General features: G+C 62.2%; 24 protein-coding genes. 2 read left to right on the forward strand and 22 right to left on the reverse strand.

Annotated elements, in window-relative coordinates; genetic code table 11:
• Window positions 1-5: 5 nt before the first annotated feature.
• The 10 genes from fliE to K5H97_RS20535 form a co-directional block, all read right to left on the reverse strand.
• A complete protein-coding gene (fliE, locus tag K5H97_RS20490; protein WP_028692789.1) occupies window positions 6-338 on the reverse strand; it encodes a flagellar hook-basal body complex protein FliE in 333 nt (110 codons plus the stop codon).
• 107 nt (window positions 339-445) lie between these two features.
• Window positions 446-1822, reverse strand: coding sequence for a sigma-54-dependent transcriptional regulator (locus K5H97_RS20495; RefSeq protein WP_028692788.1), 1377 nt, complete (start codon window positions 1820-1822; stop codon window positions 446-448).
• On the reverse strand, window positions 1819-3036 hold the full coding sequence (locus tag K5H97_RS20500; RefSeq protein WP_028692787.1) for a sensor histidine kinase: 1218 nt from the start codon (window positions 3034-3036) through the stop codon (window positions 1819-1821). Before K5H97_RS20500 ends, K5H97_RS20495 begins: the two co-directional genes overlap by 4 nt.
• 159 nt (window positions 3037-3195) lie before the next feature.
• On the reverse strand, window positions 3196-4671 hold the full coding sequence (gene fleQ / locus K5H97_RS20505) for a transcriptional regulator FleQ (RefSeq protein WP_028692786.1): 1476 nt from the start codon (window positions 4669-4671) through the stop codon (window positions 3196-3198).
• 166 nt (window positions 4672-4837) lie between these two features.
• Window positions 4838-5134 carry a flagellar protein FliT gene (locus K5H97_RS20510; RefSeq protein WP_028692785.1) on the reverse strand — a complete coding sequence of 99 codons (297 nt, stop codon included), beginning with the start codon at window positions 5132-5134 and terminating at the stop codon, window positions 4838-4840.
• Window positions 5135-5153: 19 nt separating this feature from the next.
• A complete protein-coding gene (gene fliS / locus K5H97_RS20515; protein ID WP_028692784.1) occupies window positions 5154-5555 on the reverse strand; it encodes a flagellar export chaperone FliS in 402 nt (133 codons plus the stop codon).
• Window positions 5556-5683: 128 nt separating this feature from the next.
• Window positions 5684-7072 carry a flagellar filament capping protein FliD gene (gene fliD / locus K5H97_RS20520; RefSeq protein ID WP_028692783.1) on the reverse strand — a complete coding sequence of 463 codons (1389 nt, stop codon included), beginning with the start codon at window positions 7070-7072 and terminating at the stop codon, window positions 5684-5686.
• Window positions 7073-7155: 83 nt separating this feature from the next.
• Entirely contained in the window at window positions 7156-7506 is a 351-nt protein-coding gene (locus K5H97_RS20525) for a flagellar protein FlaG (protein ID WP_028692782.1), read from the reverse strand.
• 75 nt (window positions 7507-7581) lie between these two features.
• The gene (locus K5H97_RS20530; protein ID WP_028692781.1) at window positions 7582-9030 is read right to left on the reverse strand and encodes a flagellin N-terminal helical domain-containing protein; all 1449 of its coding nucleotides are present in this window, start codon (window positions 9028-9030) and stop codon (window positions 7582-7584) included.
• A gap of 299 nt (window positions 9031-9329) precedes the next feature.
• On the reverse strand, window positions 9330-10259 hold the full coding sequence (locus K5H97_RS20535) for a ketoacyl-ACP synthase III (RefSeq protein ID WP_028692780.1): 930 nt from the start codon (window positions 10257-10259) through the stop codon (window positions 9330-9332).
• A gap of 108 nt (window positions 10260-10367) precedes the next feature.
• Here K5H97_RS20535 and K5H97_RS20540 point away from each other — a divergent pair.
• Window positions 10368-11923 (forward strand): IS3 family transposase gene (locus K5H97_RS20540; RefSeq protein ID WP_087149576.1). Its coding sequence is split into 2 segments (ribosomal slippage): window positions 10368-10830 and window positions 10830-11923, totalling 1557 coding nucleotides; the frame shifts between segments, so codons are not numbered across the junction.
• Between the two features lie 294 nt (window positions 11924-12217).
• Here K5H97_RS20540 and K5H97_RS20545 read toward each other — a convergent pair.
• The 12 genes from K5H97_RS20545 to flgB all read right to left on the reverse strand — a co-directional run bounded on the left by K5H97_RS20545 (window position 12218) and on the right by flgB (window position 23861).
• Window positions 12218-13780 (reverse strand): flagellar hook-associated protein 3, encoded by a 1563-nt coding sequence (locus K5H97_RS20545; protein WP_028691030.1) that lies wholly within the window; start codon window positions 13778-13780, stop codon window positions 12218-12220.
• 12 nt (window positions 13781-13792) lie between these two features.
• Complete coding sequence (gene flgK / locus K5H97_RS20550; RefSeq protein WP_028691031.1) at window positions 13793-15832, reverse strand: flagellar hook-associated protein FlgK; 2040 nt, start codon at window positions 15830-15832, stop codon at window positions 13793-13795.
• A 10-nt stretch (window positions 15833-15842) separates the two neighbouring features.
• Entirely contained in the window at window positions 15843-17039 is a 1197-nt protein-coding gene (flgJ, locus tag K5H97_RS20555) for a flagellar assembly peptidoglycan hydrolase FlgJ (protein ID WP_028691032.1), read from the reverse strand.
• Between the two features lie 11 nt (window positions 17040-17050).
• Window positions 17051-18160, reverse strand: a complete 1110-nt coding sequence (locus K5H97_RS20560; RefSeq protein ID WP_028691033.1) for a flagellar basal body P-ring protein FlgI — start codon at window positions 18158-18160, stop codon at window positions 17051-17053.
• Window positions 18161-18172: 12 nt separating this feature from the next.
• A complete protein-coding gene (flgH, locus tag K5H97_RS20565) occupies window positions 18173-18868 on the reverse strand; it encodes a flagellar basal body L-ring protein FlgH (RefSeq protein WP_028691034.1) in 696 nt (231 codons plus the stop codon).
• 79 nt (window positions 18869-18947) lie between these two features.
• On the reverse strand, window positions 18948-19733 hold the full coding sequence (gene flgG, locus K5H97_RS20570) for a flagellar basal-body rod protein FlgG (protein WP_028691035.1): 786 nt from the start codon (window positions 19731-19733) through the stop codon (window positions 18948-18950).
• A gap of 48 nt (window positions 19734-19781) precedes the next feature.
• Window positions 19782-20522 carry a flagellar basal body rod protein FlgF gene (locus K5H97_RS20575; RefSeq protein WP_028691036.1) on the reverse strand — a complete coding sequence of 247 codons (741 nt, stop codon included), beginning with the start codon at window positions 20520-20522 and terminating at the stop codon, window positions 19782-19784.
• A gap of 162 nt (window positions 20523-20684) precedes the next feature.
• Window positions 20685-20879, reverse strand: coding sequence for a hypothetical protein (locus K5H97_RS20580; protein WP_028691037.1), 195 nt, complete (start codon window positions 20877-20879; stop codon window positions 20685-20687).
• Between the two features lie 69 nt (window positions 20880-20948).
• Window positions 20949-22271, reverse strand: coding sequence for a flagellar hook protein FlgE (gene flgE / locus K5H97_RS20585; protein ID WP_028691038.1), 1323 nt, complete (start codon window positions 22269-22271; stop codon window positions 20949-20951).
• 30 nt (window positions 22272-22301) lie between these two features.
• A complete protein-coding gene (gene flgD / locus K5H97_RS20590; RefSeq protein ID WP_028691039.1) occupies window positions 22302-22994 on the reverse strand; it encodes a flagellar hook assembly protein FlgD in 693 nt (230 codons plus the stop codon).
• Window positions 22995-23007: 13 nt separating this feature from the next.
• The gene (gene flgC / locus K5H97_RS20595; protein ID WP_028691040.1) at window positions 23008-23451 is read right to left on the reverse strand and encodes a flagellar basal body rod protein FlgC; all 444 of its coding nucleotides are present in this window, start codon (window positions 23449-23451) and stop codon (window positions 23008-23010) included.
• 2 nt (window positions 23452-23453) lie between these two features.
• Window positions 23454-23861 (reverse strand): flagellar basal body rod protein FlgB, encoded by a 408-nt coding sequence (gene flgB / locus K5H97_RS20600; protein ID WP_028691041.1) that lies wholly within the window; start codon window positions 23859-23861, stop codon window positions 23454-23456.
• 111 nt (window positions 23862-23972) lie between these two features.
• On the opposite strand from flgB, the gene K5H97_RS20605 reads away from it, so the two are divergent.
• Window positions 23973-24119, forward strand: a complete 147-nt coding sequence (locus tag K5H97_RS20605; RefSeq protein ID WP_155952689.1) for a hypothetical protein — start codon at window positions 23973-23975, stop codon at window positions 24117-24119.
• The last annotated feature ends 51 nt before the right edge of the window (window positions 24120-24170 follow it).

Consider the following 24170-nt stretch of genomic DNA (forward strand, 5'->3'; position numbering starts at 1 on the left):
CGCCCTTATACCGGCATCTGCATGATGTCCTGGTACGCCTGTACCAGTTTATTGCGTACCTGGGTCAGGGCCTGGAACGACACCGAAGCCTTCTGCGAGGCGATCATCACATCGGTCAGGTCGACACCGCTCTTGCCGATCTCGAAGGCGTTGGCCAGCTGGGAGGAAGCCTGTTGCGTTTCATGCACCTTGCCAATGGCCTGGCCGAGCATGTCGGCGAAGCTGCTCTGGCCGGGCGCCAGCTCAGGCGCGGCGGCAACCTTGGGCTGGGACATGGCTTCGGCCTGCATGGCGCGCATGTCCAACATCAGACGATTGAATTCAACACCTTGGGTCATGGACTTCTCTCTCCGGCTGCCGCACTTTTTTTGACACTCATGCAGCGAATGGGTTGGTGCTAGCAAGAGGAGTGCCAGCCAACCCGAAAAACATTCAAAACGACGTATCAACCAAACAGGCTGGCCTCGACATCCAGACCAGCGTCACGCATCTGCGCCAGCTTGTAGCGCAAGGTGCGTGGACTGATCCCGAGACGCTCGGCAGCCTCCTTGCGACGCCCGCGCTCGGCGCGCAGGGTGTCGATGATCATCTGGAACTCGTGACGACGCATGTCGTCGCCCAGCCCCCCGACCTCGGCAGCCGGCTCGACAGATAATGGCTCAATAGTGGCCATTTTCGGCACCGACAATGGAATGGCGCCAGCCAGACAGAAATCCGCCGCCTCGATGACGCCCCCCTGCTGGAGGATCAGCGCCCGCTGTATGGCGTTATCCAGTTCACGCACATTGCCCGGCCAGGCGTAGGCTTGCAGGCACGCCCGCGCTTCGGCGGACAAGCGCACCTGGGCATGGCGCATTTTCTGCGCATGGCGCGCCAGCAAACGCTCGGCCAACGGCACGATATCGGCTGGACGCTCACGCAGCGCCCGCCAAGCCATGGGGAAAACCGAAAGACGGTAGTACAGGTCTTCTCGGAAGCGCCCGGCCGCCACTTCACCCGCCAGGTCGCGGTTGGTCGTGGCGAGAATGCGGATATCCAGGGCGATGGGCTTGCGCCCACCGACGCGCTCGACCTCACGCTCCTGCAGCACGCGCAGCAGCTTGGCCTGCAGGCCCAGCGGCATTTCGGAAATCTCGTCGAGCAGCAGGGTGCCGCCGTCGGCCTGCTCGAACTTGCCGGCCTGGGCGGCGATGGCGCCGGTGAACGCCCCCTTCTCGTGACCGAACAGTGTCGCCTCAAGCATGTTGTCCGGGATCGCCGCGCAGTTGATCGCCACGAACGGCTGGTCCACGCGCCGCGACTGCTGATGGATATAGCGCGCCAGCACCTCCTTGCCAGTCCCCGACTCACCGGAAATCAACACCGTTGAATCGCTTTGCGCGACCCTGGCTGCCAATTCCAGCAATTGCCGACTTGCAGGCTCGCAAGCCACCGGCCCCTCCTCGCCCGCTGACGCACCGGCACCGACGGCATGCCGCGCCACCAGGCTGATCAACGCCTTGGGCTCGAAGGGCTTGACCAGATAGTCGACAGCCCCTTGGCGCATGGCCTCAACGGCCCGCTCAACCGCCGCATGGGCGGTCATCAGCAGCACCGGGAGTTGCGGGTGGTTGCGGCGCAGCTGCGCCAACAGCTGGTGACCATCCATGCCCGGCATGTTCACGTCGCTGACCACCAGACTGAACGACTCCTCGGTCACCGCCAGCAAGGCGTCTTCGGCGCTGCCGACGGCGCGCAGGCAGAAGCCGCCGATTTCCAAGGTATCGGCCAGCGCCTGGCGCAGGACCCGATCGTCCTCCACCAGCAGAACCTTGACACTCATTGACCTGCCTCCAGCCGGCTGTCGATCAGCGGCAACACCACGGTGACACAGGTGCCACGCCCAGGCTTGGAGCGCAGGCCCAGCGTGCCACGGTGCGCCCGCACCACGGCCTGAACCACTGCCAGCCCCAGGCCGGTGCCGGTAGCCTTGGTGGTCAGGAACGGCTCGCCAAGACGCGTCAGCAGTTGCGCGTCGATGCCGCTGCCGGCATCACTCACGCAGATGCGCAGGCTATCGTCGCGACGGGACAGATGGACCTTGATTCGCGCCGGCTCATGACTGGCCTGCAGGGCGTTTTCGATCAGGTTGAGCAGCGCGCCAACCAGGGTGTCGCGGTTGCACAGCAAATCGCCAAGATGACTGTCGCACTGCCAGCGCACGGCATGCCCCTGGACATGGGCATGGGCCGCCTGCTGCAACGCCTGGAACAGCGCTTTCGGGCTGATGCGGTCGCTCAGGGGCAACTCGCCGCGGGCGAACACCAGCATGTCGCGCACCTGATGCTCCAGTTCGTGCAGGCGCTCCTTGAGGTTGCCGGCGAAACGCTGACGGGTCTCCTCCGCCAGCGCCTGCTGCGGGTCGGCCAGGTGACCGGCATACAGCATCGCCGCCGAGAGTGGCGTACGGATCTGGTGGGCCAGGGACGCGACCATGCGCCCCAGTGACGACAGGCGCTCGTGGCGCGCCAACTGGTCCTGCAGGCGCCGGGTTTCGGTCAGGTCATTGAGCAGCACCAACTGGCCGGGCTCGGCATCGAGGGAACGCGTGGCAATGGACAGACGGCGTCCGTCACGCAGCGAGACCTCGTGGCCGTCATCCTCACGCGGCGCGAAACTGCGGGCGATCACATGCCGCCAGAGCACACCGACCAGCGGCTCGCCCAGCAACTCGCAAGCCGCCGGATTGGCCTCGCGCACATAGCCCTCGCCATCGATCACGATCACCCCGCCCGGCAGCAGGTCCAGCAGGTTCTGCAGGCGGTTGGCCAGGCGCTCCTTTTCGTCCAGTTCGGCCATGCGCTGGGCGCTGACCACTGCCAGTTCGCCCTTGAGCTCGCTGACGCGCGTCTCAAGCATGTTGTAGGACTGGCTGAGCTGGCTGGAAACCTGGTCGAACAGGGCGAACGCCTGCTCGAGACCCTGCCGGCTTTCCTGCTCGAGCGGGGTGTGTCCTCGCGGATCGGAGGAATGGGAACGGTGGGCGGCCTGGGGCATCGTGCTCTCTCGCATGGCTGACCGTCATAAAAACGGTATGTTGCCAGCGGTGTAGCAATAGCCGTGCCGGAGATGGGGGCAATCAGCTGTGGGCTTGTTGACCGAGCGCAATGACCGGGGTTGTCAAGCACCCGGCCATTGCGCCAAAACCCGGCGGGATCAGTCGTCCGCCTGCTCCTCGCCACCCTGGCGGCTCATGCCGTACTTGCGCATCTTCTCCACCAGCGTGGTGCGGCGGATGCGCAGGCGCTCGGCGGCCCGGGCGACGATGCCATTGGCATCGTCCAGCGCCTGCTGGATCAGCCCCTGCTCCAGGCTGCCAAGATAGTCCTTCAAATCCAACCCTTCGGGCGGCAGCATGGCATGGCTGGCGAAGTTCGGCGCATGCCCGTTGATCGCCACGCGCTCCTCGAGATCGGAACGCAGGCTGTCGACCAGTTGCTCGTCTTCGTCATCCACGTAGCGGAACTTCTTCGGCAGTTCCGCCACGCCGATCACCCCGTACGGATGCATGATCGCCATGCGCTCCACCAGGTTGGCCAGCTCACGGACGTTGCCCGGCCAGCCGTGACGGCACAGCGACATGATCGATGCGGAGTTGAAGCGGATCGAGCCGCGTTTCTCGTGCTCCATGCGCGAGATCAGCTCGTTCATCAGCAACGGGATGTCTTCCACCCGCTCACGCAATGGCGCCATCTCGATGGGGAACACGTTCAGCCGGTAATACAAGTCTTCGCGGAAGGTCCCGTCCTCGATCATGGTCTCGAGGTTCTTGTGCGTCGCGGCGATGATGCGCACGTCGATACTTTGGGTCTTGTTGCTGCCGACCCGCTCGAAAGTGCGCTCCTGCAGCACACGCAGCAGCTTGACCTGCATCGGCAGCGGCATGTCGCCGATCTCGTCGAGGAACAGCGTGCCGCCGTTGGCCAGCTCGAAACGCCCGGCACGACTGGTGATCGCCCCGGTGAAGGCGCCCTTCTCATGACCGAACAATTCGCTCTCGAGCAATTCCGCCGGAATCGCCCCGCAGTTGACCGGCACGAACGGCGCCTCGCGGCGCTTGGAGTGGTAGTGCAGGTTGCGCGCCACCACCTCCTTGCCGGTGCCGGACTCGCCGAGGATCAGCACGCTGGCGTCGGTGTCGGCGACCTGCTGCATCATCTGCCGCACATGCTGGATGGCACGGCTGGTGCCCACCAGGCTACGGAACAGGTTGGGCTCGCGCTGACGACCACGCTCACGGGCCTGGTCATACATCTCGCGGTAGACCTGGGCACGGTGCAGGGAGTCGAGCAACTGGCTGTAGCTCGGCGGCATCTCGAGATTGGAGAGCACGCGCCGACGCAGGTCCTCAGGGAACTCCGCGGAAGAAATTTCACCCAAAAGCAGAACCGGAAGGAACTCATCCCACCCGACCACTGTCTTAAGGAGCCCCAGCACGCTGGCCGGAGCATTCACGGTCCCGATCAGGACGCACAGCACTTCGCGACTGGAAGACAAACCCTCGACCACCTGCTGCCAGTCGCCGCTGGAACAGGAGAGGTTATCTTCGCCGAGAAAATTCAGGACCACCGCCAGATCGCGGCGGCGTTCGCTGTCGTCATCGATCAGGAGAATCTTGGTTTCACGCCACATGCAATAGCAACTTCCCTAGTCATATCGGCGCCCGGAGGGCGTGCACGACATCATTCCGACTGAATGGTCAGTGTTCGGACGTCTGAATTTCGAAAACAGCCACTAGTAAAGTCAAAAAGGCCTGCACAGTCAAATTTATGGCGCCTTTTGCTCAGTCCGGTGCATATTAACTGAACAAATGGTAAACCTTCGACGCATTCTTTGCTTGATTGATCTGGGTCATTTCATCGGCGATGGCCTGGCGCTCGCCGATGGTCGCGTCGAGCAGTTCGCGATAGACCTGCAACAACCCTTCCAAGCGCTCCTTGACCAGCTCTTCATCCAGCGCTGGCGCGCCGAGCATGTCGTCGATGCAGGTGCGGCAGCTCTCGTCGAGCCTGCCGATGGCATCCCAGTCCTTGGCACTCAGAGCGTTCAGCAGTGCGTCGCGGGTCTCGTCGAATCGTTGCAGTTCGCTGCTCACCTTGCTCTCCCTGTCCGGCTCAGCCGGCTTGTTGCGCTTCGGCGATCGCGTCCCAGCCGCTTTTGACGGTGATCAGCAATTGCGCGACCTCGTCGATGATCGCCGGGTCGTTGTCGATATTGGCCTGCATCAGGCGATTGGTCATGTAGGCGTAGAGGCTCGACAGCTGCTCGATATAGGCAGGGTCCGCGCTCTTCTGCGCATCCAGGCCGTCGTTCAGGCCGATGATGATGTCGATGGCCTTGCCCAGCATCAGGCCTTTTTCAGCGATGTCGCCGCGGGCCAGCGCACCTTTGGCCTGGGCCATGCGATCGAGCCCACCCTCCATCAGCATCTGCACCAGGCGATGGGGCGTTGCTTCGGAAATCTGGGCATGGGAATTGACCTTCTGGTACTGCCGAAGGGCTCTCATGGGATTCATCTTGCGACCTCGTAGCGGGCAAAAACGACTGGTTTCATAGTCCTTCTATCGGGCCGGCGACGGAAAACTTTACCTGCCGCCGAGGCGAAGCCGGACATCATGCCCGGACTTCACGGGACCTTCACGGATTATTTATCGTTCTTTGCATTGTTCAGTGCGTTGAGCGTGCCCAGCACGTTGTTCTGCTGCTGGCGCAACTGGGAGACCAGGGTATCCATGCTGTTGTACTTGTCCTGCAGGCTGACGCGCAGGGCTTCCATACGCGTATCCAGCGTGTCCTGCTCGGTCTTGAGCTTGGTCAGGCTTTCGGACAAGGCCTTGGAGCGCTCGGCCAGGGTGCCGGTGCTGGCCTTGGCATAGGGCTCGGTGGCCTTCTGCAGACGCGCCAGCAGGCCATCCTTGCCATTGAAGATGCTGGTCAGGTCGGCGGCGTTGGTGGCCGCGGCCTTGTCCCACTTCTTGTCGTCCAGGGTGAGCGTACCGCCATCCTGGGATGAGGTGACGCCAAAGGCGGCGAGCGACTTCAGTGTGCCGTTACCGGCAAGCATGTTCATCTCTTGGCGAATCGAAGACATCAATGCACGCATGGACGCATCGCCAGTGAGCGCGGCGGCAGTCACGGTACCGTCGGCGTTCTTGGTCACCTTGGTCTCGGCGTTGACGGCCTTGATCAGCGCGTTGTAAGTGTCGATAAAGCCTTTCAGGCCCGACTTCAACGCAGTGGCGCTGGTGGTCAGCGACAGGTTGGTCTTGATGAAATTGCCTGTGCCCTTGTCCTTTTCGGAAACCCCCACCAGCTTGATATTCAGGCCACTGATCGCATCGCTGATGTCATTGCTCTTGGACTCCATGGAGATACCATCGAGCGTGTACTTGGCATTCTTGGGCTCCTCCACAACGGTCGACCCAATTTCGAGCCCCGAATTCCCCGACAGGGTGATATCGGACCCCACCCCCATCTTGGTGGACGTGATAACCAGACGCGAACCCGAGGCATCGGTCATGACGTTGGCACTCAGACCCGCAGTCCCGAACTGGCTATTGATCGCCTCGCGCACTTGCTGCAGCGTGGCGCCCGGCGGGACGCTGATATCGTGATTCTTGCCATTCTGGGTAATGGTCAGCTTGGTGCTGGTGGTACCGGGATTGACCACGGCATTCGAACCACCGGCATACACCTTGGTGGCCACTTTGGATGCAGACGCCAACTGCTCCACATGCAGGTTGAACGAACCATTGGCCGCGCCTGCGCCCGCGGTGATGGTAGCGACCTTCTCATCCGAGGACTTCAGCACCAGACCGCCGAAGCTGTTGTCGTTAGTCATAGTGGTCAACGCGCCACGGAAAGCATCCAGGGCCGCCTGGATCTTGCCGATCGAGGACAATGTGGTGGTTGCCTTCAGTGTCTGGGTATTGATCTGTGCCTGCTTCGGCGCCTTTTGCGCGTCCACCAGGGACTTCACAATCGCCTGGGTATCGATGCCCGATCCGATACCGCTGATTGTTGAACCTGCCATCATTGCTCTCCTTGTTCGGTAGCTGCCGGGTCCTTGACGACTACACGCCGTAAATGACCGACAGCAACAAAAATCATGCCAGCTTACGCCTTGCCGTCAAACAGCAGGCTGCCAGCTTCGCTGAGGCTTTGTGCCAGCTTCAGCGCCGTTTCCGACGGGAGTTGGCGGATCACATCACCAGATTCGGTGGCGATCACCTTGACCACGACCCGGCCGGTGGAATCATCGATTGAAAAATCCAGCTTGCGCTGGCTCGACTGGACGAAATCACGGATATCGCCAACCGCCTTCTCCAGGTCCTCGCGGGTGTGCGGCTTGTCATCGACGGCCCCGGCTTCCGGCACCTTGGCAGGCACCTGTGAGTCCTTGGCAGTCGTCACTGCCTGAGGCAGCACCGGAGGATACACCTGGTTCAGCTTGACACTCATGTCCATGCTTCGAACTCCTCATGTCAAAAAAGCGAAAGGGCACGTAAACGCGCCCTTCCACCTCTTACTCAGGCGCCTGAATTACTGGAGCAGTTTCAGGACCGAGGATGGCAGCTGGTTAGCCTGCGACAGGATCGCGGTGGAAGCCTGCTGCAGGGTCTGCTGCTTGGTCAGCTCTGCAGTTTCCGAAGCGAAGTCCACGTCCTGCACGGTCGAACGGGCAGCGGTGGAGTTCTTCTGGATGTTCTGCAGGTTGTCGACGGTGGTGGTCAGACGGTTCTGGGTAGCACCCAGACCCGAACGGACGCTGTCGATCGAACCGATAGCCTTGTCGATAACGGCCAGGGCGTTCTGAGCCTTGGTGGCGTCGGTGACGTCGGTGTTGGAGATGGTGGTCTTGACCGAAGAAGCTGCGGTACCTGCACCGAACAGACCAGTTACGCCAGCACCGTTCAGAGCGTAGCCCTTGGCGGAGTCCAGCGATACCGCGCCAGTTGCGATCAAGTCAGCACCAGCGGCAACCAGAGCGGTACCAGCAGCGGCGTAGGTGCCATCGCCGGCACGGGTGTTGGCAGTGATGCCTGCCACAGCGCCAGCGTCAGCGGCATTGAACTTGATGTTCTCACCGGTATCGGACTTGATCGACAGCGAGCCTTTGCCCTCGTCGTAGTTGACGCTGATACCCAGCTTGGCGGCGTTGGACTTCAGCTGTTCAGCCAGGTTGGCAGTATTGGTAACACCGATGATCTTGACGGTTTGGCCGCCCACGGTGAGGTCAAAGTTAGCCTGAGCGCCAGCAGCACCAGCGATAGCCGTGGCATCAACGCCCAGCTGAACTTCAGTGCTGGCAGTGGCAGTCAGACCACCGATTGCACCGTTCATGTTTGCAGCGATGGTTTTTGCCGAGTCACCCGCAGCTACAGCTACGTTGGCGGTCTGACCGTTACCGGTCACGGTGATAGCACCAGCGGCAACGCCAGTGGCGTTAGGAGTGATAGCAACGCTCTTGATTTGCTGGGAGCCGATGTTGCTGGCAGCAACGTTTTCCAGAGTCAGGTTGATGGTTTCGTTGGCGTTCGCGCCGACCTGGATGGCCTTGGTGCCGTAGGAGCCGTCCAGCAGCTTCTGGCCACCGAAGGTGGTGGTGGCGGAGATACGGTTCAGCTCGGAGGTCAGAGCCTGGTATTCGTCGTTATTCGACTTACGGTCGTCGGCGCTCAGGGAGCCGGTGGCCGAGGACAGGGCCAGGGTACGCATTTTCTGCAGGATTTCGGTCGAAGCCTGCATTGCGCCTTCGGCGGTCTGGGCGATCGAGATACCGTCGTTGGCGTTCTTCACTGCCTGGCCCAGGCCGTTGATCTGGCTGGTCAGACGGTTGGCGATCTGCAGGCCGGCAGCGTCGTCTTTGGCGCTGTTGATGCGCAGGCCGGAAGACAGGCGCTGCATCGAAGTGGTCTGGGCAGTGCTGGCCTTGTTCAGGTTAACCTGAGTAGTAACCGAAGCAATGTTGGTGTTTACAGTTAAAGCCATGACGAAATCCTCGTTGGATGGGTACTGCGGCTTCCGGCCCTGGCATCCGCCGGGTATGGCCTAGAGAACCTTCGTAATGGTTATCGTCGTCTGCGTGGGTTGCTTGAGGGCATTTTCGAAAAAAAAATGCCATCACCCCGCCACCCCCATGAAATCAGGGGGTTATTGATTTGGCGGTTGCCGATCAGGGGCTGCTTTGCAGCCCCTCACGGGGCAAGCACGCTCCTACAGGGCGATCTTCCACGCATAAAAAAACGCCTGGCGGGGCACGCCAGGCGTTTTTTCGAGGCCTTCGCGAATCAGCCGCGATAGAGAATCGCCGAACCCCACGACAGGCCCACGCCAAAGCCGCTGATGGCCACGCGCTTCCAGCTACTGTCGAACATGTGCTTCTGCAGCAGCAGCGGCACGCTGGAGGACACGGTGTTGCCAGTCTCGAGCATGTCCTTGACGAACTTCTCCGGATGCTGCTCCTCGAAGCGCCGCGCCACGGCATCGACGATCGCCGCGCTGCCCTGGTGAATGCAGAACGCATCGATGTCCGAAGACTGCAAACCGCTGGCCGCCAGCAGCTCATGCAGGTGCGCCGGCACCTTGACCAGGGCGAAGTTGAACACCTGGCGACCGTTCATGAAGAAGGTGCCATCGCTGACTTTGAGGTGCTCGGCACCCGAGCCATCGGTGCCGAAACGCGCCTCGCCCAGCTGCCAGACAGCGTTCTCGCCCATCCAGGTGGCCGTGGCGGCGTCACCGAACAGCATGGTGGTGTTGCGGTCTTCCGGATCGACGATCTTCGAATACGGGTCGGCAGTGATCAGCAGGCCGTTTTTCAACCCCGCCGCCTGCATGAAGCCCTTGATGGCGTACAGGCCATAGACATAACCCGAGCAGCCCAGCGACACGTCGAAGGCCGCCACGCGGGTCGACAGGCCCAGCTTGTTCTGGACGATCGCCGCGGTGTGCGGCAGGCCTTCTTCGTCACCGTTCTGGGTGACCACGATCAGTACATCGATCGACTGCGGATCGAGCTCGGGGTTGTTGGCGAACAGCGCCCGGGCAGCCTCCACGCACAGGTCGGACGTTTCCTGCTCCTCGGCCTTGCGCGGCAGGAAGGAGGCGCCGATCTTGCCGAACATGAACTCTTCGTCCTTGCCGAACTTCGCACCCTGGACGTAGTTGTCCAGGCCAGCGGTGGGCACGTAACTCGCGATGCTTTTGATGCCAATCATTCTGGCTTCCCAATGAAAACAGCCAAAGACCGCCCCCCGGTGTCAGGATAGTTGTCGCCTCTCCGATTTTTCCTAAAAAAGCATATCGGGGGCGGAAAGAGACTGGTCGTGCCGTACTATTCACCTGAACGCAGAGCCGCATTACTTAAAATGCTGCTTCCCCCGCTGAACCTGTCGATGGCCGAGGTTTCCCGGCGCGAAGGGGTCAGCGAAATGTCTTTGTCCAACTGGCGCAAGCAGCTCAGTTCTGAAGGAAATGCAGTGTCCGAAAACAAGCCGTTGACCGAGAACTGGTCAGCCGAAACCAAGTTTGCTGTCGTGCTTGAAGCCGCCGGTTTGTCCGAGATCGACCTCGGCGAGTATTGCCGCCGCAAAGGTCTTTACCCCGAACAAATCACGGCTTGGCGACAAGCTTTTATCACCGGCCAGAAATCGACAAAGGCTCAGCAAAAAGAAGATCGCGAGCAATCTCGCAAGGACAAGAAACGCATCCAGGAACTTGAGCGCGAACTGCGCCGCAAAGACAAGGCGCTCGCTGAAACAGCCGCGTTGTTGGTGCTGCGAAAAAAGCTCAACGACTACTGGGGGACGAACGACAACGAGGACAACTAACATCTTTGCCAGAGCGCCAGTTAATCGTTGCCTGGCTGGGTAGCGCGGTGGCGGCAGGAGCCAGAAAAATCAGGGCGTGCCAGGAAATCGGTCTATCGCTGCGGACTTTGCAACGTTGGACTGAAACAGAGGTTATCCAGGCCGATGCCCGAACGATTGTCACACGGCCAACACCGCGAAATGCACTGAGCGAAGTCGAGCGTCAGACCATTGTGACGCTGTGTAACAGCCCGGAGTACGCCCACTTGCCGCCGAGCCAGATCGTGCCGCGGCTGGCCGATCAAGGGCGTTATGTGGCGTCGGAGGCGACGTTTTATCGCGTTCTACGTGCGGCAGGCCAACAACAACATCGAGGCCGCAGCCAGCGGCCCAGAAGGCACGCAGCACCGACAACGCATGCGGCCAAAGCGCCCAATCAGGTGTGGTCGTGGGACATCACGTATCTGCCCTCGCCGATACGCGGAAAGTATTACTACCTCTATCTGATCGAGGATATTTACAGCCGCAAGGCCGTGGGCTGGGAGGTCTACGACGCGGAAAGCGGTGAAAAAGCCGCCGCGCTGCTGCAACGCAGCGTGATCGGTGAGCAGTGTTTACACGAACCGCTGGTGCTGCACTCGGACAACGGAGCGCCGATGAAATCGGTGACGCTGCTGAGCAAGATGTACGACCTGGGCATCACGCCTTCGCGGGGCCGACCGCGTGTGAGCAACGACAATCCCTACTCGGAGTCGCTGTTTAGAACGCTGAAATACTGCCCGCAATGGCCGCTGGATGGTTTTGCCAGTCTGGATGCTGCTCGGGCTTGGGTGAGGAATTTTATGCGGTGGTACAACAACGAGCACCGACATAGCCGCATCCGGTTCGTCACACCGGCTGAGCGGCATCGAGGGCTGGACCATCAGGTCTTGGCCCGGCGACATGAGTTGTACGAACGAGCCAAGGAAAACAAACCGGAGCGGTGGTCAGGCCGGACGCGTAACTGGGAACCGATCGGCACCGTGTTGTTGAACCCGGATCGAGAGCAACAGAACGAGAAAATGGCGGCATAGTTAGACGGTTGACGCGACAACTACCTTGAAAAATGCCGCCGCCACTCGATGAATTGAGGGCGCCGACTACCGGGTCGAGGGCAATGCGCCCCGGACAGGCCGACACCAGGCTTGCCCTTTGCGCACCGGTAACAAAATGCTGCAGCAACTGCCGCATAGAATACAGGGAAGATGCACGATTTGACTCATTAGTCACAGTCAATTATCGCCAAACCCCTGCCACCACCGCGCGCCAGACACGAAAAAGCCCCGGCAGCATGGCGCTGGCCGGGGCTTTCCTGACGCGGATCGCGATCAGAGCTTGTTGAACAGGCTCAGTTGCGAAATACGCGAGAAGGCCAGCTGGGAAGCTTCGAGCATGGCCTGCTGCAGGGTCAGCATGATCGAGGCGTCGGCCATGTCGGTGTTGCCGATGGCATCCTGGGTGACCTTGTTGGCCGTGCTCAGGCTGGTGTTTTCCTGGCGCTGGATATCGAGCGAGTTGCCACGAGCACCGATCGAACCACGGGTGATATCCACCTGCTCGCGGGCACTGGCCAGGTTGGCCACAGCCGAGGCTACGGCGTTCTTGATGGCGGTATTGTCGCCCGAGGTGCCTGGCGGCGCATCCAACGCCGCACGCAGCTGGCTGATGGTCTCCAGCACGCTCTGGTTCTGGTGGTTGTTGGCATTGACCGCGAACTGGTCACCCGTCTGCGGCGTACCGGATACCTGGTAGGTCACCCCCGCCACCGTCAGCGACGGCGCGGTGAAGGTACCGCTGGCAACGGGTTTGCTGTCCGCAGTCAAAGGCTGGGCATAGAACTCGTAGGTGTTGGCACCGGTGAACTTGATCACCGCCCCATCACTCGGGAAGGTACTGCTGTAGGCGGCCGGGTCGGTCACGGCGCCGCTGGTGACCTGCGCACTGGACGGGTTGCCGGCACCACGCACGGTCGTGAGCGTATCGGGGCGGGCCTGCACGCTGAACTCGCGGCCAGCGAAGACGGCATTGGCATCATCGCCTTCTTTCAGCGAGGCGGTGATCTCGAACTCGACGCCGCGCAGCGCGATACGATTGCCACCCTCGGCCTTACTGTCGAAGGTGCCATTGGTGGGCGTCTCGGCAGTGATGTCGTTACCCAGAGCATCGGTCACCGTGTACTGGGTGGCGCTGGTGAAGGTGATCTTGTACGGCTGGCCAGCGGTGAAGCTGCTGTTGTAGGTGTTGTTCGAGGTCAGCAGGCCCGGCGAGAGCGCGACCTTGCCGTCATCGACCGGCGGCGTCACCAGGGTGGACTGGGTACGGCTCTTGTTCTTGGCCGAATCGAAGATGCTGAAGCCGGTGTCGTTGGTCGCCAGGCTCAGGGTGTCGGACACCTGCAGGCTCAGCTGGGTCTGGTCGCCCTGGTAGCTGTAGGTGCCATCGGCATTGCGCACATAGGGTGGCGACGAGGTCTTGGTGCCACCGAACATGTAGTCGCCGTTGGCATCGCGCGAATTGAGCAGGCCGAAGATGTTGGCCTCGATCTCCTTGAGCTCGCTGCTGATGGAGACGCGATCAGCATCGGTCACGCCAGCGCCACCGGCACGCAGGGCCAGCTCGCTGGCGCGCTGCATGGCATCGTTGATGGTGCTCAGCACGCTCTCTTCCTGCAGCAGCGAGTTGTTCACCGTGGTCATATTGCCGTCGTACTGCTTGAGCAGCGCTTGCTGCTGTTGCAGCAGGAGCAGGCGCGCGGCGCCGACCGGATCGTCGGCAGCGGTCTGGATGCGCACGCCGCTGTCGATCTGCGTCTTGCTCTTCATCAGGTCGGCGAAGTTCTTGGTGTAGCTACTGGCGCTCGACTCATAGAACTGAGCGGTGGAAATACGCACGATGGCTACTCCTTACAATGCGTTGATCAGGATGCTGAAGGTTTCCTGCGCCGCCTTGATGATCTGCGACGACGCGGTGTAGTAGTGCTGGAACTTGATCAGGTTGGCTGCCTCATCGTCCAGGTTGACACCGGAAACCCCGTTGCGGCTTTCCTTGGCCGCATCGAGCACGGCCTTGGTCGCAACGGTATCGATTTTGGCCTGGTTGGCCTTGGCCCCGACCCGCTCGACCAGCGAGGCGTAGGCCGAAGTGAAGCTGGAGCCGCCGCCGGAGGTCACGCCGACGGTGGATTTGGTCTGCAGCCCCAGCAGCGCCTGGGCGTTGCGGTTATCGGACTTGCCGTCGGCATTGAAGCCAAAGGTAAAGCTGTCGTTGGTCGCCGGGCTGCCGCCGACGGTGGTCTCGACGCTGAAGGTCCGCGGGTTGCCGCTACCATCGAGGATCGGCGCACCGCTGGCATCGCGCATCGGCACATTGATGGTCAGCTTGTTATCCTGACCAGGCACGATGGTGCCTGTGCCGATGGAGTTACCCTTGGAGTCGTACAGGGTGTAGCCCTGCGTACCTCCGCTGGCGGCCTGGAACACCATGCGTACCGGCATGGAATGCTTGATCGAATCTTGGATCAGCGCAGTGTCGGCGCCACCATAGATATCCAGCTTGGCTCCCAGGTTTGGCTGGGTGATGGTGCCGGAGCCGGTATTGCCACTACCCACAATGCCATTGATCGGCCCGGCGAAGGCGAGCTTGTTGGCATCGGTGAGCACGGTATTGATGGAGCCTGCCGCCGAACGGGTCGGGCTCACCTTGAAGGTGTCGCCAGCGGCCAGGCCGCCACCGTTCAGTTTCAAGGTGAAACCGTCGATCACCGGCGGCGGCGTGGTGGTCAGGTCGAAGTTGCCCATGTCGGTGCCGTCGGAACGGCGCACGCTGTACTGGTTCGGGCCCGTGAACTTGACCTCGTAGTCGTAGGTGGTGAGCGCACCGCTGTTGGCGATGGTCACATCCAGGTTGCCGGAGCCTGCACTGTTGTTCGTGGAGGCCAGGCTGCGCTGGCTGATCGCCAGGGCACTGTTGATGCTGGAGAACAGCGCGCTGCCGAACTGCGCGTTGGCATCCAGGCCCTGCCCCAGCTGGCTGTTGATGCTGTCGGCCACCACCAGGGCGACACGTCCCAGCTCGTTCATCGACGGGGTGAGCACGTCGTTGCGGTAGCGCAGCAAGCCACCGATCTGCCCGCCGGTGACCACCGAGGTGACATCCGAGGAGAAGGTCGGGTAGTTGATCTGCAGGCTGTACTGGCTCTGGTCCGCGGCGCTCGGCACGGCGGTCAGGGTGTTGGCGCGGTTGCCGGTGACCAGCGACTGGCCGTTGCCCAGGTACACGTCGTAGTTGCCGTCACGCTCCTGCACGGTGACGCCGACCAGTTCGTTGAGCTGGCGAACCGCTTCGCTGCGGGCGTCGAGCAGGTTGTTCGGTGAGGCACCGGAGGCCGACAGCTGGGTGATCTGCTTGTTGAGATCGGCGATGCTCGAGGTCAGCTTGTTGACCTGGCCCGACAGGGTGTCCAGCTGGCTGTTGATGCTGTCGTTCTGCTTGCTCATCTGGCTGGAGATGGCATTGAAGCGGTTGCTCAGGGTCTGCGCCTGGGTCAGCAGCAGCTGGCGCGAGGCGACGTCGCTGGGCTTGGCCGAGGCGGTCTGCAGGGCCGAGAAGAACGCGGTCAGCACCGAGCTGATACCGGTGTCGCTTTCGGCCAGCAGCTTGTCGATGCCGGTGATCTGATCCTGGAACGCCGCCGCATCGGTATTCAACGAGGTGGAGGTCTGCAGCTGGTTGTCCAGGTAGGCGTTGTAGATACGACGCACATCCGACAACGTGGTACCAGTGCCGACGAAGCCCGTGCCGATATTGTGCGACGGCCCCGTGGTCTGGATGGTCTGCTGACGCGAGTAACCCGAGACGGCCGCGTTGGCGATGTTGTTACCGGTGATGGACAGCGCGGTCTGGCTGGCATTCAGGCCGGAAAGCCCGATCGAGATCAGAGACATGCTTCAATCCTTATAGATTCGTGTTAGTGCCGGCCATGGCGTATTCCTGGGTTGGCCGCAGCTGCCGGGCAATGCTGATGATCTTGCGGGCGTAGTCCGGATCGGTCGCGTAGCCAGCCTTCTGCAGCTCTCTTGCAAACTGTTCCGGGTTATCGGCGGCGCCGACGGCATCTTTATAGCGGTTGTTGTTCTGCAACAGGCTGACCAGATCGTGGAAGCTGTCCTGGTAGGAGTCGTAGGAACGGAACGCCGCCGTCTCCTTGACGAACTGCCCACCACGGAACTCGCTGGTGATCGCCCGGGCCTCGCCACCCTGCCAGTTACCGGTGGCCTTGATGCCGAACAGGTTGTGGCTGCTACTGCCGTCGGGATTGCGCATGACCGACTTGCCCCAACCAGTTTCCAGCGCAGCCTGGGCCACGAGGTAGCGCGGGTCGATACCGATGCGCTTGGCCGCCTGCTCGGCCATCGGCAGCATGGTGGCGACGAAGGCATCGCTGTCGCTGAACGCCTTGCTCGGCGCCAGCGGCGGCTGGGCCACGGCCCGGCCCAGAATGCGCACACCCTCGCGCGGCGCGGCGAACGCCTGCGCCGGTTGCCAGTCGCCCCGGGCGACGCCGGCGAGCGTGGGGCCACTGCGACTGGGCAGGGCCGTGTCGCTGCCCGCGGCGCCGGCACTGGCGGCGGACGGCACGATCCCAGCCAGCAATCGGTCGGTCAGCTTGCCCGGCAAGGCCAGGCGCCGCGAATTGAGGGCAGCGACGTCGTTGCGCCCGGCAGCGGGCTGCTCGCCGTGCACCGGCGCGGCCACGCGACTGCCCCAGAGCACCGGAGCGGCACCGTCGGTGCGCGGGAATGGGCTGGAGTTCACGCTGTGCTTCTGCTTGCTCAGCTGACGCACCAGCACATCCTGCAGGCCAATGCCGCCACCCTGGCGGGACATGCTCACCGCCAGTTGCTGGTCATACATGTCACGGTACTGCTTGACCGTGTCGCTGTTCATCGGGCTGTCTTCGTCGGCCATCACATCGGTGGCCTTGCGCGACGCCTTGAGCATCTCGCTGACGAACAACGACTCGAATTCCTGGGCCACCTTGCGGATGTTGCCCTCGCTGTCGCGATCGCCAGCTTTGAGCGAACTCAACCGATTGAGGTCGGTGAAGGCCCCACTGTCGGACGCGCCGGAGATCAGGCTTTTCGGATTCATCCCTGGCGTCCTCAGATCACGATCAGGTCGGCTTGCAACGCACCGGCCTGCTTCAGGGCTTCGAGGATCGCCATCAGGTCGCTCGGCGCTGCGCCGACCTGGTTCACCGCGCGGACGATCTCATCCAGCGTGGTGCCCGGGCCGAACTTGAACATCGGCTTGGCTTCCTGCTCGGCATTGACCCGCGAGCGTGGCACCACGGCGGTCTGGCCGTTGGAGAACGGCCCCGGCTGGCTGACGATCGGGTCTTCGGTGATGGTCACGGTCAGGCTGCCGTGGGTCACCGCCGCCGGCGAGACCTTGACGTTCTGGCCGATGACGATGGTACCGGTGCGCGAGTTGATGATGACCTTGGCCACAGCCTGCCCCGGATCGATCTCCAGGTTCTCGAGAATGGACAGGTAGTCCACTCGCTGGCTCGGGTCCATCGGCGCGGTGACCCGCACCGAACCACCATCGACGGCCTGGGCCACGCCCGGGCCAAGCAGCTCGTTGACCTTGTCGACGATGCGCTTGGCGGTGGTGAAGTCCGGGCGATTGAGGTTCAGGGTGAGACTGTTGCCCTGGTTGAAGCCACTTGGCACCGCGCGCTCGACCGACGCGCCACCGGGAATACGACCGGCCGACGGGACGTTGACGGTGATCTTCGAGCCATCACGGCCTTCGGCGTCGAATCCACCGACCACCAGGTTGCCCTGGGCGATGGCGTAGACGTTGCCGTCGATACCCTTGAGCGGCGTCATCAACAGGCTGCCGCCGCGCAGGCTCTTGGAGTTGCCGATCGATGACACCGTGATGTCGATCACCTGGCCCGGCTTGGCGAAGGCCGGCAGGTCGGCATGCACCGACACCGCGGCAACGTTTTTCAACTGCACGTTGCCCGATCCTGGCGGCACCTTGATGCCGAACTGTGACAGCATATTGTTGAAGGTCTGCAGGGTGAACGGGGTCTGGGTGGTCTGGTCACCGGTACCGTTCAGGCCCACCACCAAGCCGTAGCCGATCAGCTGGTTGGCCCGCACGCCGGAAATGCTGGCGATATCCTTCAAGCGCTCGGCGTGGGCGCCGAACGCACAGGACAGAAGTAGTGTCGCGGCAATCAACCGCCTAGCGTTGAACATGGTCATCCGTACTCAGAAAGGCCAGAGCGGGCTGATGAAGAAGCGGTCCAGCCAACCGGGCTGGCTGGCATCGGCAAACGAGCCGGTGCCCGAATAGGTGATGCGCGCGTCGGCCACGCGGGTGGACGGCACGGTGTTGTCGGTGGCGATGTCGTCGGCACGCACCAGGCCAGCAATGCGCACCAGCTCTTCGCCGGTGTTCAGGGTCATCCACTTCTCGCCACGCACGGCGATAATGCCGTTGGGCAGCACCTCGGCCACGGTGACGGTGATCGAGCCGGTCAGGGTGTTGCCCTGGGTGGCCTTGCTGTCACCTTTGGTGGAACGGTCACCGCTGTAGCCGGCCTCCAGGGTGAGGTCGCCACTGCCCAACGGGTTGTTGGTGTTCGGCACGGTACCGAACAGCGAGGTCAGACCGAGGTTGGCCTTGCTGTTCTTCTGGATCTGGGAACCTGCGTTCTTGCTCGCCGAGGTGCGCTCGTTGAGGGTGATGGTGATGATGTCACCGACCCGAAACGCCTTGCGATCGGTATACAGGCCCTGCTCGAAACCGGCCTGGTAGATCGAGCCGTTGTTGGCCGCTGCCGGCAACGGGGTGCGCGGCAGGACCGGCGCGTAGTACGGATCGTTGGGCTTGGGCGTCGGCGCGACGCAACCGGCCAACGATACCGCCCCCCCCAGGGCGAACACGGACAACAGACGTTTCATGACGCTTACCTCTAGGCAAAACAGGCGCTGCAACAGCGAGCGAATGGTCAGCGGCCCGCACCCGGCGGGCCGCCAGGGGTTACAGCTGCTGGGTGACGAACGACAGCATCTTGTCGGCGGCGGAGATGACCTTGGAGTTCATCTCGTAGGCGCGCTGGGTGGTGATCATGTTCACCAGCTCTTCGACGGTGCTGACGTTGGACGCTTCCAGGGTCTGCTGCTCGGTGGTGCCGAAGCCGTTCAGGCCTGGGGTGCCGACCTGCGGCGCGCCGCTGGCAGCGGTCTCCAGGAACAGGTTGCCACCGATCGCCTGCAGACCGGCCGGGTTGATGAAGTCGGCGGTCTGGATGTTGCCGATGACCTGCGCGGCCGGGTTGCCGACGGTGGTGATCGACACGGTGCCGTCCTTGCCGACGGTGAACGTCTGCGCGTCTGGCGGCACGACGATGGCCGGTTCCAGGGCAAAGCCGTTGGCGGTGACGATCTGGCCGTCGGAGTTCAGGTGGAAGGTACCGTCGCGCGTGTACGACACGGTGCCGTCGGGCTGCAGGATCTGGAAGAAACCGCGACCGTTGACCGCCATGTCCAGCGGGTTTTCAGTGGTCTGCAGGCTGCCGGCATTGAAGCTCTTCTGGGTGCCGACGATGCGCACACCGGTACCGACCTGCAGGCCCGAAGGCAGCTCGCTGTCCTGGGTGGACTGCGCGCCAGGCTGGCGCTTGATCTGGTAGAGCAGGTCCTGGAACTCGGCACGATCACGCTTGAAGCCGGTGGTCGAGACGTTGGCCAAGTTGTTGGAGATGACCGCGAGGTTGGTGTCCTGGGCGGACAGGCCGGTTTTAGCGACCCAAAGAGCCGGAAGCATTTAATGTTCTCCTCGTGCGCCTGTTTTACGGCACCCGTTCAAATGTAATTAGCCGATTTGCAAAACCCGAGCCATGGCTTCATCGCCTTCCTTGGCCGCGTTCATCATCTTGACGTGCAGTTCGAACTGACGGGACAGCGCCAGCACCGAGGTCATTTCCTCGACGGCATTGACGTTGCTCGACTCCAGGAAACCCGAGACCACCCGCACGTTGACATCGGCGTCAGCCGGCTGGCCACTGGTGGTGTGGATCATGCCGTCCAGGCCCTTGGTAAGCCCCTTGATATCCGGATTGACCAGCTTGATCCGGTCGACCTCGGCCATCACCCGCGGATCCTCGCCCATGGCGCGGATGCTGATGGTGCCGTCGTCGCCGACCTCGACCTTCTGCTCCGGCGGAATGGCGATGGGACCGCCATTGCCGATCACCGGCATGCCGTTGCCAGCACGCAGCACGCCCAGGGCGTCGATGTTCAGGCTGCCGGTGCGCACGTAGGCTTCGCTACCGTCTGGTGCCTGCACGGCGATGAAACCCTTGCCGGCAACCGCCACATCCAGCTCCCGACCGGTCTCGACCAGCGCACCCTCGCTGAAATCGGTGGCCGGGCGCTCGGTCATGGCGAAGGCGCGTGCCGGAAAGCTGTCGCCGAACACCGGCATCGAACGCGCCTGCTCCAGGTCACGCTGGAAGCCGTTGGTGGAAACGTTCGCCAGGTTGTTGGCATGGGCCTTCTGCGCCAGCGCGTTCTGGCTGGCGCCGGTCATGGCCACGTAAAGCATCTTGTCCACAGCATCTCCTCTACGCGAACCTCGCCGCGCTATCGTTGGCAAGGGTAAAGCAAATATCGAACCAAGCTGACGCAACCCTTTGAGTACGGGGCATTCAGGGCCACGCCAAGACAAAAAGCGTCAGTTTGTCGGCGAATGTTTGCCGCAGGCGGCAACACCCCGTCAGTTGTTCCGACACGCGCCATTGTTGTAGGGCCCGGAATGACGCTTCCAGCCCTCGCCAGGATCGGTGGCCGAGCACATGTAGCGCCCGGTCGCCAGGCTTTGCCACTGATACCAGGGCGCCGGCGCGGCGCGCAGCGAGAGCGCGATCAACAGTGCGCCCGTCACCGCCACGAGCATCGACAGTTTCTTCATGGCTATGCCCTCCGCTGTGCCAGACGTGAAAAAGCCCCCGCAAGCAGGGGCTTTTTCACGCCACGATCATCAGGTCATCTGGATGATGGTCTGCATGATGGTGCTTTCGGTGGAAATGGTCTTGGCGTTGGCCTGGTAGTTGCTCTGCGCCTTGATCAGGCTGACCAACTCGCCGGTCAGGTCGACGTTGGAGTCTTCCAGGGAACTGCCCGCGATACGACCCAGGGTACCGGTGTCCGGCTCGCCGATGATCGGCACGCCCGAAGCGTAGGACTCTTTCCAGGCGGTGGCGCCGACCGGGGTCAGCCCCTGCAGGTTGGCGAAGTTGGCGATCACCACCTGACCGATGACCTTGTTCTGGCCGTTGGTGAAGTTGGCGAACAGGTTGCCGCTCTGATCCACGGTCAGGCCGGCGAGCTCACCGGTGGCATAGCCATCCTGGTCCTTGGCAGTGGTGGCCGAGGCCGCGTTGTACTGAGTGGTGGCCAGCATGTCCAGGGTCACACCACCGGTGCGTGCGGTGGCACCATTGCCTACCCAGGCGCCTGCGGCGTTCTTCTCGGCCGGCACCCAGTTGGCCAGCTGGAAGGTCTTGTCGGCAGCGACGGTCAAGCCACCTGCGACCGGCCCGGCAGCCATTGCGGCGGTATCCAGCTTGCCTGCCGAGGTGAACGGCAGCTTGTTGACCAGCGGAGTGGACAAGGTGGGGTCGGCCGGATTGCGACCATCGATGGTGGTGTACATGGTCCAGGAGTTGGTACCGGCATCCTTGACGAAATACTGGTTCATCTGGTGTTCGTTGCCCTGGCTGTCGTAGACCGGGGTATTGAAGGTGTAGTTGTAGCTTTTGACATTGGTCGGATCGAACGGCGCAACTGTCGGCGCTGCGTCGCTGGAGTTCAGGTTGACCGTTTCGGAAATGCGACCCGTCGGCTTCGGCGACAGGTTCGAGGTATCGATCTTCAGGTTGGTCAGCGACCCCTGGATGACCTTGCCGTTTTCATCCACCGGATAACCCTGCAGGTTGGCGCCGTTGGCGTTGACCACGTAGCCTTCCTTGTCGCTGTAGAAGGCGCCGGAGCGGGTGTAAATCCGCGAGCCGTTGTCATTCAGGGCAAAGAAGCCGTTGCCGTCGATGGCCATGTCCAGCGCCTGGCCGGTGCCATTGATGTTGCCCGGGTTGAACATCTGCGAGACCGCCATGGTCTTCACGCCGCTGCCCACCTGGGTCTTGCCGCCGGCGGTGCCACGGATGGACTGCGAATACTGGTCGCCGAACTCGGCGCGCGACGATTTGAAACCGGTGGTGGCGACGTTGGCAATGTTGTTGCCGGTAACGTTCAGAGCCTTGTTCGCCGCGTAGAGACCGCTAAGGCCGATATTGAAAGACATTTACTCGCTCCTTGTGCCGATGCTGCGGCGTTAGATTCCGATGGTGGTTACTTTGGAGATGCCGACTTTGCCGATACCGGCCAGGTCGAGCATCATCTCGCTGCCGTTCTGGAAGCTGACACTGTTGACCTTGGCCGGCAGCAGCGTGGCCAGCGTCTTGGCCTTGCCGTCGACCTTGGTCTCGGCACTGAAGGTATAGGTGCCCGGCTCGACCGCCTCGCCCTTCTCGTTCTTGCCGTCCCAGATGAAGTCTGCGGTACCGGCCTTGCGCGCCCCCAGGTCGATGGTCTTGACCACGTTGCCATCCTTGTCCTTGATGCTGACCTTGCCCTCGGTGATGTTCGACGGCACCACGACCTGGCCATTGAAGCTCTTGGTGGTGTCGACCACCGCCTTGTCGCTCGCCACGATCACCGAGCGACCGACCAGCGAAGTGGCCTGCAGCGCCTGGGACGAACCAATGCCGGTGAGGATGCCGTCGACCGACTCCTTCAGCGACTGGATGCCCTCGAGGCTGCTGAACTGGGCCAACTGCGCGACGAATTCGCCGTTGTCCTGGGGATCCAGCGGGTTCTGGTTCTTCATCTGCGTCACCAGCAACTGCAGGAACGCATCCTTGCCCAGCGCGCTGCCGGCCTGCCCGGTGTTGCTCTTGCTGGCAGGCTTCTGCAGCGAATCCAGATAGCCGCTGCCGACCTTGGTATCGGTATTGGTGGTAGTCATTACGGCTCCCTGCTTACTGACCCAGGGTCAGCACTTTCTGCATCATGTTCTTGGCGGTGTTCATCAGTTCGGCGTTGGTCTGGAACGCGCGACTGGCGGAGATCATGTCGGCCATCTCCTCGACCACGTTGACGTTCGGGTAGTAGACGTAGCCGTCCTTGTTCGCCGCCGGGTGGTTCGGCTCGTAGCGGGCCTCGAGGTTGCTCTGGTCCTCGATGATGCCCTTGACCTGAACGCCCTGCCCCGCCTCGCCCTGATCCTCGAACAGCGACTGGCCCGCGCCGCTCTGGGCCTGCTGGAAGGTGGTGGCGAATACCGGGTGGCGAGCGCGGTAGGTCTGGTCGATGCTCGAGGACACCGTCTCGGCGTTGGCGATGTTCGAAGCGACGGTGTTCAGGCGCGTATTCTGCGCGCTCATGCCGCTACCGGCGATGTTGAAGACACTGGCAAGGGACATGGTCACTCTCCGCGCAGGGCCGATACCAGCCCTTTGAATTTACTGTTGAGCAGGGTGAAGCTGGCCTGGAAGCCAACGGCGTTTTCGGTGTAGTTCGATTGCTCGATCTGCGCGTCCACGGTGTTCTGGTCGATCGACGGCTGCATCGGGGTGCGGTACTGCAACGTGTCGTCCATCATCGCCAGGCCTTCGGCCTCGATGTGACGGCTGTTGGTGCGGTCCAGGGCGATACGTCCGTTCTGCTGTTTGTCGGCCTCGGCGGCGAGCACCGAAGAGAAGTCCATGTCACGCGCCTTGTAGTTGGGCGTGTCGGCGTTGGCGATGTTGTTGGCCAGCACCTCGGCACGCTGGGCGCGAAAGCCCAGCGCCTTTTCGTGGATGCCGAGCGCTTTGTCGAAGCTGATGCTCATATCGGGGAAACCTTCGGAGGTTGACCAGAGTTTCGTTGGCTTAGGCTTTAGCAAGGGCTGTGCCAACCATCAAAACCCTCGTAAATAGGGGGCCAGCCGATCAAATAGGCGATGGCGCTGCCAGAAAAGCGGCAAGGCGCTTCCGCTTTGCGCGCATCAAGCGGCAATTGCCAGGCGGCAAAAGCGGCAAAACAAAAAATTGACGTCAAGGGCTATCCCCCGCCGACCGGCAACCTCAAACTCAAGACCACGCCCTGACAACAGGAACAAAAAAGGCCGCTGTCGCAAGACACCGGCCTTTTTTGCCCG

This window comes from Pseudomonas mosselii, from assembly GCF_019823065.1.
Taxonomy (GTDB): domain Bacteria; phylum Pseudomonadota; class Gammaproteobacteria; order Pseudomonadales; family Pseudomonadaceae; genus Aquipseudomonas; species Aquipseudomonas mosselii.

Coding starts and splice junctions, on each gene's coding strand:
- fliE (WP_028692789.1), bottom strand. CDS start 338: ATGACCCAAGGTGTTGAATTCAATCGTCTGATGTTGGACATGCGCGCC.
- K5H97_RS20495 (WP_028692788.1), bottom strand. CDS start 1,822: ATGAGTGTCAAGGTTCTGCTGGTGGAGGACGATCGGGTCCTGCGCCAG.
- K5H97_RS20500 (WP_028692787.1), bottom strand. CDS start 3,036: ATGCCCCAGGCCGCCCACCGTTCCCATTCCTCCGATCCGCGAGGACAC.
- fleQ (WP_028692786.1), bottom strand. CDS start 4,671: ATGTGGCGTGAAACCAAGATTCTCCTGATCGATGACGACAGCGAACGC.
- fliS (WP_028692784.1), bottom strand. CDS start 5,555: ATGAATCCCATGAGAGCCCTTCGGCAGTACCAGAAGGTCAATTCCCAT.
- fliD (WP_028692783.1), bottom strand. CDS start 7,072: ATGGCAGGTTCAACAATCAGCGGTATCGGATCGGGCATCGATACCCAG.
- K5H97_RS20525 (WP_028692782.1), bottom strand. CDS start 7,506: ATGGACATGAGTGTCAAGCTGAACCAGGTGTATCCTCCGGTGCTGCCT.
- K5H97_RS20530 (WP_028692781.1), bottom strand. CDS start 9,030: ATGGCTTTAACTGTAAACACCAACATTGCTTCGGTTACTACTCAGGTT.
- K5H97_RS20535 (WP_028692780.1), bottom strand. CDS start 10,259: ATGATTGGCATCAAAAGCATCGCGAGTTACGTGCCCACCGCTGGCCTG.
- flgK (WP_028691031.1), bottom strand. CDS start 15,832: ATGTCTCTGATCTCGATCGGGCTTTCCGGCCTGAATGCCAGCCAGACC.
- flgJ (WP_028691032.1), bottom strand. CDS start 17,039: ATGAATCCGAAAAGCCTGATCTCCGGCGCGTCCGACAGTGGGGCCTTC.
- K5H97_RS20560 (WP_028691033.1), bottom strand. CDS start 18,160: ATGTTCAACGCTAGGCGGTTGATTGCCGCGACACTACTTCTGTCCTGT.
- flgH (WP_028691034.1), bottom strand. CDS start 18,868: ATGAAACGTCTGTTGTCCGTGTTCGCCCTGGGGGGGGCGGTATCGTTG.
- flgG (WP_028691035.1), bottom strand. CDS start 19,733: ATGCTTCCGGCTCTTTGGGTCGCTAAAACCGGCCTGTCCGCCCAGGAC.
- K5H97_RS20580 (WP_028691037.1), bottom strand. CDS start 20,879: ATGAAGAAACTGTCGATGCTCGTGGCGGTGACGGGCGCACTGTTGATC.
- flgE (WP_028691038.1), bottom strand. CDS start 22,271: ATGTCTTTCAATATCGGCCTTAGCGGTCTCTACGCGGCGAACAAGGCT.
- flgD (WP_028691039.1), bottom strand. CDS start 22,994: ATGACTACCACCAATACCGATACCAAGGTCGGCAGCGGCTATCTGGAT.
- flgC (WP_028691040.1), bottom strand. CDS start 23,451: ATGTCCCTTGCCAGTGTCTTCAACATCGCCGGTAGCGGCATGAGCGCG.
- flgB (WP_028691041.1), bottom strand. CDS start 23,861: ATGAGCATCAGCTTCGACAAAGCGCTCGGCATCCACGAAAAGGCGCTG.
- K5H97_RS20605 (WP_155952689.1), top strand. CDS start 23,973: ATGGCGCTGCCAGAAAAGCGGCAAGGCGCTTCCGCTTTGCGCGCATCA.